Annotated in this window: 13 protein-coding genes; 6 read left to right on the forward strand and 7 right to left on the reverse strand. The window is 73.1% G+C overall.

Going from position 1 to position 13,561, the window contains the following annotated elements; translation table 11 throughout:
• Nucleotides 1–2: 2 nt before the first annotated feature.
• Nucleotides 3–5,012, reverse strand: coding sequence for a family 43 glycosylhydrolase (locus ACWEOZ_RS17635; RefSeq protein WP_451911746.1), 5,010 nt, complete (start codon nucleotides 5,010–5,012; stop codon nucleotides 3–5).
• A 370-nt stretch (nucleotides 5,013–5,382) separates the two neighbouring features.
• Between ACWEOZ_RS17635 and ACWEOZ_RS17640 the strand changes: the two genes are divergently transcribed.
• The 3 genes from ACWEOZ_RS17640 (at nucleotide 5,383) to ACWEOZ_RS17650 (ending at nucleotide 6,794) form a co-directional block, all read left to right on the forward strand.
• Nucleotides 5,383–5,727 (forward strand): histone-like nucleoid-structuring protein Lsr2, encoded by a 345-nt coding sequence (locus ACWEOZ_RS17640; RefSeq protein WP_360834125.1) that lies wholly within the window; start codon nucleotides 5,383–5,385, stop codon nucleotides 5,725–5,727.
• 184 nt (nucleotides 5,728–5,911) lie between these two features.
• Entirely contained in the window at nucleotides 5,912–6,589 is a 678-nt protein-coding gene (locus tag ACWEOZ_RS17645; protein WP_451911797.1) for a hypothetical protein, read from the forward strand.
• Complete coding sequence (locus tag ACWEOZ_RS17650; RefSeq protein ID WP_451911796.1) at nucleotides 6,498–6,794, forward strand: S41 family peptidase; 297 nt, start codon at nucleotides 6,498–6,500, stop codon at nucleotides 6,792–6,794. Before ACWEOZ_RS17645 ends, ACWEOZ_RS17650 begins: the two co-directional genes overlap by 92 nt.
• Nucleotides 6,795–6,868: 74 nt before the next feature.
• On the opposite strand, the gene ACWEOZ_RS17655 is transcribed toward ACWEOZ_RS17650, so the two are convergent.
• A complete protein-coding gene (locus tag ACWEOZ_RS17655) occupies nucleotides 6,869–6,994 on the reverse strand; it encodes a hypothetical protein (RefSeq protein WP_451911747.1) in 126 nt (41 codons plus the stop codon).
• A gap of 208 nt (nucleotides 6,995–7,202) precedes the next feature.
• Between ACWEOZ_RS17655 and ACWEOZ_RS17660 the strand changes: the two genes are divergently transcribed.
• Both ACWEOZ_RS17660 and ACWEOZ_RS17665 read left to right on the forward strand, forming a co-directional pair.
• Nucleotides 7,203–7,913: a GAF and ANTAR domain-containing protein gene (locus tag ACWEOZ_RS17660; protein ID WP_451911748.1), complete on the forward strand. Its 711-nt coding sequence runs from the start codon at nucleotides 7,203–7,205 to the stop codon at nucleotides 7,911–7,913.
• 47 nt (nucleotides 7,914–7,960) lie between these two features.
• A complete protein-coding gene (locus ACWEOZ_RS17665; RefSeq protein WP_451911749.1) occupies nucleotides 7,961–9,055 on the forward strand; it encodes a DICT sensory domain-containing protein in 1,095 nt (364 codons plus the stop codon).
• 13 nt (nucleotides 9,056–9,068) lie between these two features.
• Here ACWEOZ_RS17665 and ACWEOZ_RS17670 read toward each other — a convergent pair whose 3' ends face one another.
• Genes ACWEOZ_RS17670 through ACWEOZ_RS17685 form a run of 4 tightly spaced genes read right to left on the reverse strand, consistent with a single transcriptional unit; the run spans nucleotide 9,069 to nucleotide 12,372 of the window.
• Nucleotides 9,069–9,821 (reverse strand): ZIP family metal transporter, encoded by a 753-nt coding sequence (locus ACWEOZ_RS17670; RefSeq protein WP_451911750.1) that lies wholly within the window; start codon nucleotides 9,819–9,821, stop codon nucleotides 9,069–9,071.
• Nucleotides 9,822–9,862: 41 nt separating this feature from the next.
• The gene (locus tag ACWEOZ_RS17675; protein WP_451911751.1) at nucleotides 9,863–10,039 is read right to left on the reverse strand and encodes a hypothetical protein; all 177 of its coding nucleotides are present in this window, start codon (nucleotides 10,037–10,039) and stop codon (nucleotides 9,863–9,865) included.
• 4 nt (nucleotides 10,040–10,043) lie between these two features.
• The gene (locus tag ACWEOZ_RS17680; RefSeq protein ID WP_451911752.1) at nucleotides 10,044–10,766 is read right to left on the reverse strand and encodes a hypothetical protein; all 723 of its coding nucleotides are present in this window, start codon (nucleotides 10,764–10,766) and stop codon (nucleotides 10,044–10,046) included.
• Nucleotides 10,767–10,818: 52 nt separating this feature from the next.
• The gene (locus ACWEOZ_RS17685; RefSeq protein ID WP_451911753.1) at nucleotides 10,819–12,372 is read right to left on the reverse strand and encodes a GGDEF domain-containing protein; all 1,554 of its coding nucleotides are present in this window, start codon (nucleotides 12,370–12,372) and stop codon (nucleotides 10,819–10,821) included.
• A gap of 170 nt (nucleotides 12,373–12,542) precedes the next feature.
• Between ACWEOZ_RS17685 and ACWEOZ_RS17690 the strand changes: the two genes are divergently transcribed.
• On the forward strand, nucleotides 12,543–13,280 hold the full coding sequence (locus ACWEOZ_RS17690; protein ID WP_451911754.1) for a VOC family protein: 738 nt from the start codon (nucleotides 12,543–12,545) through the stop codon (nucleotides 13,278–13,280).
• A gap of 43 nt (nucleotides 13,281–13,323) precedes the next feature.
• Here the strand turns inward: ACWEOZ_RS17690 and ACWEOZ_RS17695 are convergent, their stop codons facing one another.
• Nucleotides 13,324–13,530 (reverse strand): MbtH family protein, encoded by a 207-nt coding sequence (locus ACWEOZ_RS17695; protein WP_451911755.1) that lies wholly within the window; start codon nucleotides 13,528–13,530, stop codon nucleotides 13,324–13,326.
• Nucleotides 13,531–13,561 lie beyond the last annotated feature (31 nt).

Consider the following 13,561-nt stretch of genomic DNA (forward strand, 5'->3'; position numbering starts at 1 on the left):
GGTCAGCGGATCCGCACCTGCAGGGTCCGCACCGGGCTGGTGTTGCCGGCCCGGTCCGTCGCCCGGTACGACACCCGGTGCGCACCCTTGCCCCGCACCTTGACCGGCGCCTGGTAGGTCTGCCAGGCCCCGCGGTCCACCCGGTACGAGATCCGCTCCACGGCGGAGCCGCCGTCCTTGGCGCTCAGGGTGACCGTGACCGGTGACCGGCCGACCCGCACCGCCGCGCTGACCGTCGGCGCCTGGGGGTCGCGCCGCACGGTGAGCGTGCCCGGCACCGACACGTTGCCGAAGTGGTCGGTCGCCCGGTAGGTCACGGTGGTCACGCCGCCCGGCAGCGGCACCGGTCCGGTGTAGGTCTGCCACTTGCCGCCGGCAATCCGGTACTCGCGGGAGGCGATGCCGGACGGGTCGGTGGCGGTGACGACCAGGGCCACCGGGCCGGTGAACCAGCCGTGCCGGCCGGTCGGCTGCCGCGGGTCGGTCAGCCCGGCGACCGCGGGCGCGGTCACGTCCGGCTGCAGCGGCACGGTGACCCGCTGCGCGGTCTCCTCATTGCCGGCCCGGTCGGTGGCCTGGAACGCCAGGCGGTGCACGCCGGTGAGGGTGAACGGCTTCGCGTACGGCTGCCACGGGCCGTCGTCGACGCGGTAGCTGATCGAGGCCACACCCGAGGCCGTGTCCTGGGCGCTGAGCGTGACCGTCGAGGCGTTCCCCGCGGTCCGCACCGCGACGGCGGACATCGGCGGTTCCGGGTCGACCCGGGCGGGCAGTTCGGCGACCGGGCCGAGGATCAGGTTCGCGCCCCGGGCCCGGTGGCGCACGGTGTACGAGCCGGCCGGCAGCGGCACCGGTCCGGTGTACGCGGACCAGGCGCCGTCGCCCAGCGCGTACTCGATCGTGCTGTTGCCCGCGCCGCCGCTGAGGGTGAGGGTCGCGCCGGCGCCGTACCATCCGCCGGTCCCGGGCCGGGAGATGGACGCCTGCGGGGGCACCCCGGTGTACGTGAGCGGGTCGATGCTCTCCAGGGTCGGGATGACCGGGGTGATGGCTCCGGTGGCGTCGAAGTACAGCCGGTCGATGGTGGTCTCGCGGTGGAAGCCGTCGCCGCCGGTGAGCGCGAAGCGGTGGTACGCGATGTACCAGTCGTCGGTGCCGGGCACCTGGATGATCGAGCTGTGCCCGGTGCCGAGGATGCCCTGCGCCGGGTCCTTGGCGAGGATCACGCCGCGGGCGGTGAACGGCCCGTACGGCGAGCTGCCGGTGGCGTAGGCGACCCGGTAGTTCTCGCTGCCGGTGTCGTCGACGGAGTAGCTGAGGTAGTAGGTCCCGTTCCGCTCGTTCATGAACAGGCCCTCGCGGAAGTCGGTGAGCCCGCCGATGGTCTGCCGCTTCGAGACGTCGATCGAGGTCATGTCCGCGTTCAGGGGCACGACCCAGGCCTTGCCGTTGCCCCAGTAGAGGTAGCTCTGCCCGGTGGTGTCGGTGAACACGGCCGGGTCGATCTGCTGGGCGCCGGCGTAGTCGTCGCGGTCGATCAGGGGCGCGCCGGTGTCGGTGAACGGCCCGAGGGGCGAGTCGGCGGTGGCCACCCCGATGTTGCCGGCCGCGCAGTAGTAGAAGTAGTACTTGCCGTTGGCCGACGCGATCGCCGGGGCCCAGGCGTTGGTGTGCGCCCAGGACACGTCGGCCAGGTCGAGGATCGTGCCGTGCTCGGTCCAGGTCGCCAGGTCGGTCGAGGACCACGCCTTGAAAGTGGTGCTCCCCCAGCCCGCGATGCCGTCGGTGGTCGCGTAGATGTAGTAGGTGTCGCCGAAGCGGACGATGTTCGGGTCGGCGTTGAGGCCGGGCAGCACCGGCGAGCGCAGCACCCGGGTGGTGACCGTATAGGTACGGGTCGCGCCGGTGGCGCTGGTGACGGTGATGCGGCGGGCGGTGGACCAGTCGCCGGCTCCCGCACCGGTGACGGTCGAGGTGCTCGCCACGGTGAAGACCGGGTCGAGGTTCCGGCGGTCGGTGCCGGGGCGGACCGGCAGCACGATGGTGCCGGCGTCGCTGTCGATCAGGGCCGGGGCCTTGAGGCTGTCCAGCGTCACCGCGGAGACCGTGGTGGCGTTGCCGCCGAGCCGGGCGACCTCGGCGGCGGTCAGGGCCCGGTTGTAGATGCTGACGTCGCGCATCCGGCCCTTGAAGAACTTGTCCGCGGCGTACACGGAACGGCCCAGGTAGTTGGCCTTGGTGATGCCGTTGCCGATCGAGCCGGGGGTCACGGTGACCGCGGTGTTGCGGGCGACCTGGCGACCGTCGAGGTAGAGCGTCGCGGTGCCGTCGCCGACGGTGTAGGTCAGCGTCCGCCACGACCCGCGGCTCAGAGCGCTGCCGGTCGCCGTGCCCTGTTCGGTGGTCCAGTTGCCGGAGGCGATGGCCGCGCGGTAGTTGTCGCCGGTGCTGAACACGTACCCGTTGCCGGCGCCGCCGCTGTCGGTGTTGCCCATCCCCCAGAGGAAGTAGGGCTTCTGCTGGGCCGGGTCGATCCAGACGTCGGTGGAGACGGTCATGGCCCGCATCCCCGCCATGGCGTTGTCCGGCAGCTTCACGTAGCCGTCGGTGCCGCCGAAGGTCAGGCTGCCGTCGCTCCAGGTCGTGCCGCCGGCGACCGTGGCGTTGTTGCCGTTGCCGGACGAGTCGACGACCGTGTTCCCGCTACTCTGGTCCAGCGCGTAGTGGGCGACCAGCCCGTCGGCGGTGGCGGGCAGCGGATCGGGCGCGCCGGAGAGCCGGTCGAGCTCGGCCTGGGTGATCGGCAGGACCGTGCCGTGGCGCGGGCTCTTCGGCAGGGCGTAACTCGCCGGCACCTTCCAGGCCGGGGCGTCCAGGTCGTCGGTGCCCAGCGGGATGTAGCCGCGGCCGCCGTACTCGTCGACGAAGAGGTAGTAGTCCGAGCCGGACTCGTCGCCGGGGTTGGCCTTGAAGGCGGTCGGGCCCTCCACGGCGGAGGTGCCGGCGGCCTTGCCGATGCAGGAGGCCACGATCCGCCACGCCGGGTTCTTCGGGTCGTACGCCGGGTCCGCCACGTCGTCGACCGCGGTCAGCGAGTCCGCCTGCTCCTGGATGATGTCGCTGCAGCCGGTCACCGCGCCCTCGTCCTTGGTGAAGCGGTGGTACTTGCCGCCGTCCTTGATCACCGTGCTGTCGATCCGGGACGAGCCGCGGTCCTGCCAGATCTTCGGCGTGCTGAACGTGACGAAGTCGCGGGTGGTGGCGTAGAGCATCCGGTTGTAGGCGTCGCCGGTGTGCCCGGGGTCGGTGCCGGCGTACAGCTTGGACGCCCAGAAGACGACGTACTGGCCCAGGCTCTCGTCCCAGAACGCCTCGGGGGCCCAGGTGTTGCCGGCCGTCGGCGGTGAGACCAGCACGTGCCGCTGTTGCCCCCAGTGCACCAGGTCGGTGGACTCCCACACCTCCAGGTAGCGGCTGCCGCGGCGCTGCGAGTCGTCCCAGGAGGTGCCGCTGCCGATGGACAGGTCGGTGGCGATCAGGTAGAACTTGTCGCCCTCGGGCGAGCGGATCAGGAACGGGTCGCGCAGGCCCTTGGTGCCCAGCGTGGAGGTCAGCACCGGCCGGCCGCCGTTGAGCTCGGTCCAGCGCAGGGCGTTGTTGCCCTGGCTGGCGGCGAAGGAGATCTTCTCGCCGGCGATGCTGTTGCCGGTGAAGTAGGCGAAGGCGTAGCCCTTCAGCGGTGCGGGCACCGGCAGGGCGGGCACGGTGGCGGTCAGCGACTTCTCGGCGCTGACCGGGCCGAGACTGACGGTGGCCGTGAGGGCGACCCGCCGGGCCGGGCTGCCGGCCGCGGGCCGGTGCACGACACCGGTGGCGCTGACGGTGGCGGGGTCCGCACTGGACCAGGCGACGGTGGTGCCGTGCAGGCCGGCGACCGGCAGGGTCAGGTTGCCGCGGGCGTCGTCGAGGTTGGTGACGGTCAGCGTGTCCCGGGCCTGCTCGACCTTCTGCGCGGCGCTGAGCGCGGCCTTGACGGTGACCGGGAAGGCGCGGGTGGCGCTGCTGGAGCCGCTGGTGACGGTCGCGGTCAGCGTCACGGTGGTGTCGGCGGCCGGCCTGGTCACCGCACCGGCGGGCGTGATCACCGCCGGGTCCGAGGAAGACCAGGAGACCTTGCTGCCGTACGCGGGCCCGGCGGCCGGCAGGCTCAGGTCACCGGTGACCGCCGAGGTGTCCCCCAGGGTCAGCGCCGCCTGGTCCCCGGCGACACGGGTGGCGTCGGCGATGGCGATCGCGGCGGCCTCGGTGGCGTTCAGCGCCCGGTCGTAGATCCGGAAGTTGCGGATCCGGCCGCGCAGGTGGGCATCCGCGGTGTAGACGGACCGGCCCAGATAGTTGGCCTTGGTCACACCCGAGCCGATGCTGCCGGGGGTGATGGTGACGCCGGAGGTGGTGGCCACCGGTTGCCCGTTGAGGTATTCGGTCGCCACCCCGTCGGCGCCGAGGGTGTAGCCGATGCTCGCCCACACCCCGCGGGGCAGGCCCGAGCCGGCCTTGACCGTCTGCTCGGTGCTCCAGTTCCCGCCGGCGATCGCCGTCCGGTAGGGGTCCCCGGTGGCCATCAGGTAGCCGTTGCCGGCCCCACCGGCGTCGGTGTTGCCCAGCGCCCAGATCATGTACGGCGTGGCCTGCGCGGTGTCGATGTAGACGTCGGCGGCCACGGTGACCGCACCGAGCCCGGCCAGCACGTTGTCCGGCAGCCGCACGTGCCCGTCGGTGCCACCGAGGACGAGACCGCCGCCGTCGGGCGCGAACGACGCGTCACCGCGCAGGACCCCGTCGCGGCCGTGGCCTGAGGTGTCCGGCACCGCGGTGCCGGAGGTCTGGGTGAGGTCGTACCGCAGCACCAGGCCGCCGGTGACATCGGCTGCGGCGGCGGGCACGGCCGGTGCCACGAGGGCGCCGGCCACCAGCAGACAGGCAGCGATACGGGACAGGTGTCGGGTGACCATGACGGCCTCTATCCAGGGTGGGAGCCGGACGATTGCCGAAAGTGTTAACGGTCACAACATGCCTGTCAAGCAACCGACACCAAGCCGAAACACGGCCGGGCTCATTCGCCACTGTCTTTGTCCGTTATGGACCGGCCACAAAGCCGACGACCTCCTCGGCGAGGGCACATATAACCGCCCGCGCGGGACCGGCGGCGAGGCGGCGACCGCGCCACCTTGTGCGACGCCGCGGTAACGGATACGCGACACGGAACAACGCGGATTCGTTTATCGCACTGCGCCGGACGACGGCATGGCGATATCGGCTATGGTATCGCCAATAGAGGCGGTCACCAGGTGCCGCACCAAAGGCTTATCCGGGAGCGACCACATGGCCAAGCAGATCGTCACCCTGCTGACCGACGACATTGACGGCAGCAAAGCGGACCGCACCGTCGAATTCAGCATCGACGGCGTCAGCTACACCATCGACCTTTCCGAGAAGAACGCCGGCAAGCTGCGCAAGGCGCTCGACCCGTACCTGGCCGCCGCCTCCCGGATCGGCCGCAGCAGCACCGCGCGGATCGCCGCGCGCAGCACCGCGCCGGCCCCCAGCCGGGCCAACCGCGACCAGAACCAGGCCATCCGGGAATGGGCCAACAAGAACGGTTACGAGGTCTCCGAACGCGGCCGCATCCCCACCTCGATCGTCGAGGCGTTCCACAGCAAGCGCTGATTCCGCGCCCGCCGGTGACGCCGTCGCGAATGCGACGACGACGCCCCTCGCAACGGCGTCCCGGCACGCACGACAGCCTTTCGGCGACCCCGCCGCGGCAATGCACAAAGCCCGGCCCGGCTTCTCTGCCGAAGGCAGAGCGCGACAGCGCACTGAGCGCCGATTTCTGCCCTACGGTCGGATCATGCCCACCGATCAGGTCCGGACGGTCGCCGAGCTCAGCGAACTGCTGGCCGGCTGGCTGCGCCGGCTCATGCCACCGGGGCCCCGGCTCGACGGGCTCACCGCCGACCTCGCGGCCACCTTCACCGGCCGCCACGAGCCGGTCGACGCGGCCGGCTGCCGGGCCCTGCAGACCTGCGCGAACGTCCACTCCCGGCACCTGGAGCTGCACTTCGACCCCGCGGGGGCCGAGCAGGCCGACGACGAGGCCAACGGCTGGCCGCCGCCGGACCCCGGACCCGTACGACGCAGAGCCGCGGGCGTGACCTCCGTCCGGCGGCTGGACGACGGCACCTGCGTGCTGACCCTGGATGCCCTCGAGCCGTACGCGATCGCCCGGCCGTACCTCGACGCCGCCCTGACCCTCGCCCGCGACTCCACCCGGCTGGTGCTGGACCTGCGCGGCAACGGGGGCGGCGACCCTGGTGGCGGTGGCCGGCCCGCTGCTCGGCGACGACGCCCACCACCTGTCCGACGTGCTCTACCGGGACCGGCGCCGGCAGTGGTGGACCACCGGCTCCCCGTCCGGCAGTGCGCTGACCCAGCCGTTGCTGGTCCTGACCAGCCCGCGGACGTACTCCTCGGCGGAGGCGCTGGCCTACCACCTGCAGGCACGGGGACGCGCGACCGTGGTGGGTGAGCCGACCCGCTGCGCCGCCGACCACGTGACGCCGGTCCGGCTGACTCCGCGGGTGCTGGGCCTCCTGCCCGAGGCCGAGGTCCGCGACGCGGTGACCGGCGGCAACTGGGAGGGCAGCGGCGTGCTGCCGGACATCGCGCACCCGCACGCGACCGCTCTGGAGGCGGCTCTCGCTCAGCCGCCGGTCGCGCCACGCTCGTCGTAGCGCTGCCGGGCGGAGAGCACGTCCGTCAGCTGCGAGCCATCACGGGGGCCACGGGGGTCGTGTACGGCGCCGGCTCACCGCGAGGAGCCGTGCGTGCCGGGCGCCCAGGCCGCCAGGTTCTCGGTGCCGCTGAGCCCGCCCGGCACGTCCCGCTGGTGGCCGGCGTCGTCCCGGATCACCAGGTCGGTGGCGTCCAGCACCGGCGTGCCGCTTCAGCGCGCCCGCGGCGGCGTCGATCACGGTGAGCACGGCCGCTCAGACGGGGGCAAACAGCACGACGTTGCCGACAGCAGTCTGCTCCCGGCCCGCGGCGGCTGTCCGAGAAACGCTTGAACCGGTTCAACTTCGCGGGGCCGTCGAGGAGTAGCGTGTGGCCGTGACCGACCGAGGCCGGCGAGGAGACCACTGATGTCCGAGACGCACCGGCCCACCGCCGCCGAGGCCTTCGCCCGGCTCGGCCGGATCAAGCTCGGCGAGACCGACCTCGACGGGGTGCTCAGGATCGTCGCGGAGCTGGCCCAGGCCACCGTTCCGGGCGCCGGCGCGGTCTCCGTGACCCTGGTGCGCCCCAGCGGCCCGGCCACCGCCGCCTTCACCGCCGAGCTCGCCCGGAGCCTGGACGAGGTGCAGTACCGGCGCGGACACGGCCCGTGCCTGGACGCATCGGCCACCCTGCAGACCCTGGCCACTCCGCACACGGAGAGCGAGAGCCGCTGGCCCGACTGGGCCGCCCGGGCCGTGGCCGCCGGTGTGCGCAGCGCCCTGGCCGTGGGGCTGCCCGTGGAGGAGGGGGTCACGGGGGCGATCAACGTCTACTCCACCGCCCCGGACGCCTTCGACGACGAGGCCGTCCGGCTCGCGCAGACCTTCGCCGCGTACGCCGCCGCGGCCCTGGCCAACGCCCACGTCTACGACGTGCAGGTCACGCTGGCCCAGCAGATGCAGGTGGCGATGGAGAGCCGGGCCGTCATCGAGCAGGCCAAGGGCATCATCATGGGCGAGCGGCGGTGCACCCCGGAGGAGGCGATCCAGATCCTCATCGGCGTGTCGCAGCAGGGCAACCGCAAGGTCCGCGACATCGCGGCGGCCCTGGTCGCCCGGGCCGGCCGGCTTTCCTGACCCGCACCGGTGGCGGGGCCCCGGCCACCGCCGTAGAGTCCGGCCCGATGATCGAGAAACGCCTGACCAAGTCCACGTTGGTGACTGTCTCGCACGCTATCGAGCAGGCGGCCCTGGCCGTCGCCGAGGACGGGCCCATGGTGGTCATCGCGCTGTTCCAGCGGCTGCCGTACTTCGAGCGTGAACGCGAGGTGTACGAACGGATCGCGAAGCTGGCGGCCGTCGCGGTGATCGGCGTCGTCGCCACCCACCCGCCGGAGCTGCCGGCCGGGCCGTACCCGGTGCTGCTGCACGAGTCCGAACCCCTGGCCCGGGAGTGGACGGTCGCGGTGCTGACCCCGCGCTTCGGCGCTGTGCTGGTCGCCCACGACCGTGAGGAGGTCGATCCCGCGGCGGCCACCCTGGAGGCCGGCCGGGTGTTCGACGGCGACTGGCGGTTCCGGCGCGACGACGCGCTGCACGAGGTGCTGCGGCTGCGCCAGGCGCTGGCGGACCGGCTGCCCGAGTCCGCGCGCGCGGCGATCGACGACGTCGTGCAGCGGGTCCGGCACCTGCCGGCGACGCCCGGCGAGGGCCGGGCCGACGCGGCGGTACGGCTGCTGGCCGAGCGCACCGACCGCGACCGCGCCACGATCCAGAAACTGCGCGCCCCCACGGCCGTGGCCACGCCGGGCGGCCGGCACCAGGCAGCGCTGACCGACGAGGCCGGGGTACGCCGCTGGTCGGGGGCCGACGGGGTGACCGCCTCGGGCACCCTGCCGGTGGCGCTGCTCGGCGTCCGCCCGGCCCCGGTGCCGGCGCTGCCCGAGCAGACCGGCCGCCGCACCATGGCGTTGCGCAACGAGGGCCTGATCGCGGTCCTGGCCGCGGTGCTGCGCCCGGCCGACCGGATCACCCGCCTGGACGAGGACAGCTTCCTGCTGGTCATGCCGGCGCTGCCCTACGACGACGCGGTGAAACTCGCCTACCGGGTCGGCACCGAGCTGGCGGCGGCGGGTGAGCGCAACCCGTTCCTGCCGCCGGCGGCCACCGTCGTGGTGGCGGTGACCCGCGACCGGCCGTTGCCGCTGGACGCGATCCGGGACGGCCTGACCTGGGCGGTGGGCGAGGGCATCCCGGTGGCCACCCTGCCCTCGCGCTGACCGCCCGCGCTGCTCAACCGGCGCGGGACAGGGCGAAGGCGGTCAGGAAGCCGAGCAGGGTGATCAGGCCCATGGCCAGGTGGGTCTGCTCGAAGGCCTCGGGGATCATCGTGTCGGCGATCATGGTCAGGATGGCGCCGGCCGCGAGCGCGGTGATGGCGGCCAGGATGCCCGGCGCCACGCCGCCCAGCAGGGTGTAGCCGGCCAGCGCGGCCAGACCGCTGATCACCGCGATCCCGGCCCACAGCCCGAAGACGTACGTGCGGGAGCGGCCGGCCCGGCGCATCCCGGCGGCGCTGGACAGCCCCTCGGGCACGTTGCTGATGAACACCGCCGCCACGGTGGCCACGCTCACCGCGCCGCCGCCGAGCAGGCTGGTGCCGATGACGATCGATTCCGGTACGCCGTCGAGCAGGGCGCCGAGGGCCAGCGCCGTACCGGATCCGCCCTGGTCCTGCTCGGTGGGCTGCTGATCTCCGGAGCGTTTGCGGTGCCGGGCGCCGCGCCGGGCCAGCAAGACGTTCGCCACGGTGTAGAGCAGGGCGCCGGCGATCGCGCCCAGCGCGGTCGGCAGCAGCCCGCCGCCGGCGTAGGCCTCGGCGACCAGCTCGAACGACACGGCCGACAGCAGCACCCCGGCGCCGAAGGCCATGATCGAGGCGATGATCTTCTGCGGGATCCGCGCCAGATAGCCGGCCGCGGCGCCGACCAGCAGCGCCGAACCCGCCAGCAGTCCCCATCCACCCGCTTGCAACCATCCCGGCATCGCCGCACAGTTTCCCGGAGGATCACCTTCAAACGCCGGAGTCAGAACGCGAGCACGACCCCGGCGACCAGACTGCCCGCGAGCACCGCACCGCCGGCGGCCAGCATCGTCGTGGTGAGGCGGCGGTGCAGGACGCCCGAGCCGGTCTGCGGCCGGTTCAGGACCAGCCAGGTGGCGGTGGCCAGAATGAGCAGCCCCGCTATCTCGAGGACAATCATCGGCTCAGTCTGGGCCGGTTCCCGGGACGGTGTCCGGCGTTCCTTCGTGAACGGTCGGTGAATCCCTCGCGAGGGCGCCCTCGACGAGGGCCAGGGCGTGGTCCCGGCCCGGGCAGCGGCGCGGACCGGCACCGAAAGCCGGTCCCCCGGCCAGACCGACCAGCACGACCTCCCCCGCCCGCACCGTCACACCGCCGGCCGTGGTCGCCACCAGGGCCTGGCGCCGGGTCGTCCGGACCGGCGGGTCGTCGTGCAGGACCTCGTCGAGCGGCCGGTGCCGCGCCCGCTCGATCAGCGTGGCGGTCGCGTCGCACGCCTGGGTCAGCACTCCGATCAGGGCCGCGGTCGATTCGTCGTACTCCCCGCCGAGGATCGCCACCAGCCGGTCGACCGCCGCGCCGGCCCGGTTCTCGTCACCGGTGCCCGGCTGGTAGGCCTGGGCCACGTCCCGGACCAGGTCCGTGACCGGCTCGGCGATGCCCAGGGCCCGGGCCAGCACGGTCACCGGATGCCCGCCGCCGCCGGTGCGCAGCGCCGCGGCGGGCACGGCGTCCAGGACAGCGACGGCCAGGGCCCGCCGGCGGTCGTGGGCCGGGCCCGAACTGAACCGGCCGACCGTGGCCCGCAGCCAGGCGATGCCGCACGCACCGGGCGGCACCGGCGGCACCACGAAGCGAGGGTCGTTCAGGACGGCGAGGACGGCCTCGCGGCCGTTGAGCTGCTGCACGGCGACACGGTACGGCCGCAACGGTTCGGTGCCGGCCGAAGCGTGGCGCCGGTCAGCCGGTCGCTCCCGGTACGGCGACGCGCTCCCGTACCGGCGTGGCACCGGTCGAGACCTGGTCGCGGCCCTGCTCCTTGGCGCGGTAGAGCGCCCGGTCGGCCACCTCGAGCAGATGCTGGACCGTGCCGTCCGGTGAGCTGGCCACCCCGATCGAGGCGGTCAGCGCGATGACGGCGTCACCCACGACGACCGGTGTCTCGCGCAGCCGCCGGCGCACCCGCTCGGCCAGCTGCTCGGCCTCCGCCCCGTCGGTGTCGGTCAGCAGCACCACGAACTCCTCGCCGCCGTAGCGGGCCACCACGTCGCTCGCCCGGGCGGTGGTGGTGATGCGGGTGGCCGCCTCCTGCAGGACCGCGTCACCGGCCAGGTGGCCGTGGGTGTCGTTGACCAGCTTGAAATGGTCCAGGTCGACGACCATCAGGCTGACCGGGCGCCCGGCGGGCGCGCCGCGCAGCCGGTCGACGATCGTCATCAGGTGGCGGCGGTTGTAGAGGCCGGTGAGACCGTCGGTGACGGCCAGCCGTTGCTGCTCGGTCACGGCCAGGGCGAGCTGTTCGGCCAGACCGGCCCGATCGGCCGCGAACAGGTACTGGCGCAGCATGACCGTGAGGAACAGGACGGCGACGACGATCAGCGTGAGATCACCGACGGAACCGGCGCTGACCTTGTCGAACGCGACCAGGGCCGAGGTGGCGGTGACCGACATGAGGATCGGCATGAGCGGCATGCCCCGGTCGAAGGACCGGGGCTCGGCGGGCGGCTCCGGGCGCCGTACGGCGACCACAGCGGCCAGGAAGCACAGTGCCGCCGCGATCTCGAAGCCGACGTCGACCCAGCTGCCGCTGTCGTAGTCGCTGAAGGTGGCGATGTAGGTGTAGACGATGTCGCTGACGGCGTTGACGGCCCCGGCCGCGCCGACGAGCCGCACCGTCATCGGCACCGACTTGTGCCCGGCCATCCCGACGATGCCCAGGCAGGCCAGCAGTACCACGTCCAGCAGCGGGTACGCCACGTTGACGGCGTCCGCGAACGCCATCCCTTCGGTGAGCTGCGGTCTGATCAGCATCTGCCAGCCCAGCGCGCCCAGGCTCACGATGATGAGCGTGCTGTCCAGCAGGCCGCGCAGCTGCCGCAGCCGGCTCGCCCCACCGAAGCCGACCAGGACCGCCACCACCATCAGCGTCGAGGAGAGCAGGTAGCCGATGTCGGCCACCGACGGGGCGGGCGGCCCGTCGGGGGTCAGATAGTCGTAGCCGGCCCAGATGCTCTCGCCCGTCAGCTGCGCCCCGAACGCCACGGTGAGCACCTGCCACAGCGTGCGGTGCCGGCCCTTTTCACGGCGGACCGCCATCCCGGCGACCAGCACCCCGACGATCAGCGGCACGAGGTAGAGGATGTCGCCGACGAACATCGCCGCGCGCGGCGAGTCCTGGAACAGGGCGGTCAGCACGGTGTAGAGCACCAGCCAGGCCACGGTCGCGGCGATGATGGCGCGCAGCACCCGGTCGGGCGCACCGCCGTCTCCTGGGCGTACCTGCCCAGAGCTCATCCCGCTCACCGTTTCCCGTGCCACGAACCCGGACCTTCTCCGGCACCTCATCGGTCACGCCGGGGCCGAGCTGAGCGGATGAGCCGTACGCCACCGGTGCCGCCACCCGTTAGCTGGACATGTGCCCCGCGACATTGACGATCGCCGTCGCGTACGGGTAATCAGGAACGATGTCTCGACCGACCCTGACCGACGACCTCGCCCGGTACGTGCTGCCGCCCGTACAGTTCGCCGGCCTGAGCCTGCAGGCGCTGGACCCACCGGTCATCGCCCGATTCTGGGCCACCGTGCTCGGCACGCCGGAGCGCCAGGACGGCCCCGCGGCGTTCCGCATCGACCCCGGGCCGGGCCGGCCCCGCAACGAGATCGTCCGGGTGCGCCGCGCGCGCCGGCTCGCGACCGAGCAGAGCCGGGTGCATTTCGACGTCCGGCTCCCCGGCGGCGACGTCGACCACATCGTCGCGGCGGGCGGCCGGCTGCTGCGCCGGCCGGGCGCCGACCCCTGGTACGTGCTGGCCGACCCGGAGGGCAACGAGTTCTGCGCCTTCCCGGCGGTGGACGACCGGCCCCCGGGCATCTTCGAGCTGGTCGTGAAATGCGGCGACGCCCGGGCCCAGGCGCGCTGGTGGGGTGCGGTGCTGGGCGGGGAGACGGTCGCCGAGGGCGAGGCCGCGGTGGTCCGGGCCGCCCCCGACTTCCCCTGGGACTTCTTCGTCTTCGATCCGGTGCCGGAGGCCCGCGACGGCGCGAACCGGCTGCACTGGCACGTGGTGCTGCGTGACCGCGACCCCGACGACCTGCTGGCGATGGGCGCGGGCGTGGTGCACGCCCCGGACGACGAGAGCGGCCACTGGGTGCTGGCCGATCCGGAGGGCAACGAGTTCTGCGCCGTACCGGAGGGCTCCTGACGCGGCCCGGGCCCGCCGGCGTGGCGGGCCCGGTCACGTGCCGTCAGGCCTTGGCCGAGCCGTCCATCTGCTCACGCAGGCTGCGCGGCCGCATGTCCGTCCAGACCTCGTCGACGTAGCCGGAGCACTCGTCGCGGGTGCCCTCCTTGCCGACCCGCTGCCAGCCCGCCGGCACGTCCAGCCCGGCCGGCCACAGCGAGTACTGCTCCTCGTCGTTGCGCAGCACCTCGTAGCGTTCGTGCTCGTCCATCTCTGTCCCTCTCTCTCTCTCTCGGATCGAT

The organism is Actinoplanes sp. NPDC004185, from assembly GCF_053603475.1.

Bases quoted from the DNA above. Each gene is read 5' to 3' on its own strand.
- ACWEOZ_RS17695 (WP_451911755.1), bottom strand. From the start codon at position 13,530: ATGGACGAGCACGAACGCTACGAGGTGCTGCGCAACGACGAGGAGCAG.
- ACWEOZ_RS17675 (WP_451911751.1), bottom strand. From the start codon at position 10,039: ATGATTGTCCTCGAGATAGCGGGGCTGCTCATTCTGGCCACCGCCACC.
- ACWEOZ_RS17640 (WP_360834125.1), top strand. From the start codon at position 5,383: ATGGCCAAGCAGATCGTCACCCTGCTGACCGACGACATTGACGGCAGC.
- ACWEOZ_RS17685 (WP_451911753.1), bottom strand. From the start codon at position 12,372: ATGAGCTCTGGGCAGGTACGCCCAGGAGACGGCGGTGCGCCCGACCGG.
- ACWEOZ_RS17645 (WP_451911797.1), top strand. From the start codon at position 5,912: ATGCCCACCGATCAGGTCCGGACGGTCGCCGAGCTCAGCGAACTGCTG.
- ACWEOZ_RS17660 (WP_451911748.1), top strand. From the start codon at position 7,203: ATGTCCGAGACGCACCGGCCCACCGCCGCCGAGGCCTTCGCCCGGCTC.
- ACWEOZ_RS17665 (WP_451911749.1), top strand. From the start codon at position 7,961: ATGATCGAGAAACGCCTGACCAAGTCCACGTTGGTGACTGTCTCGCAC.
- ACWEOZ_RS17670 (WP_451911750.1), bottom strand. From the start codon at position 9,821: ATGCCGGGATGGTTGCAAGCGGGTGGATGGGGACTGCTGGCGGGTTCG.
- ACWEOZ_RS17635 (WP_451911746.1), bottom strand. From the start codon at position 5,012: ATGGTCACCCGACACCTGTCCCGTATCGCTGCCTGTCTGCTGGTGGCC.
- ACWEOZ_RS17690 (WP_451911754.1), top strand. From the start codon at position 12,543: ATGTCTCGACCGACCCTGACCGACGACCTCGCCCGGTACGTGCTGCCG.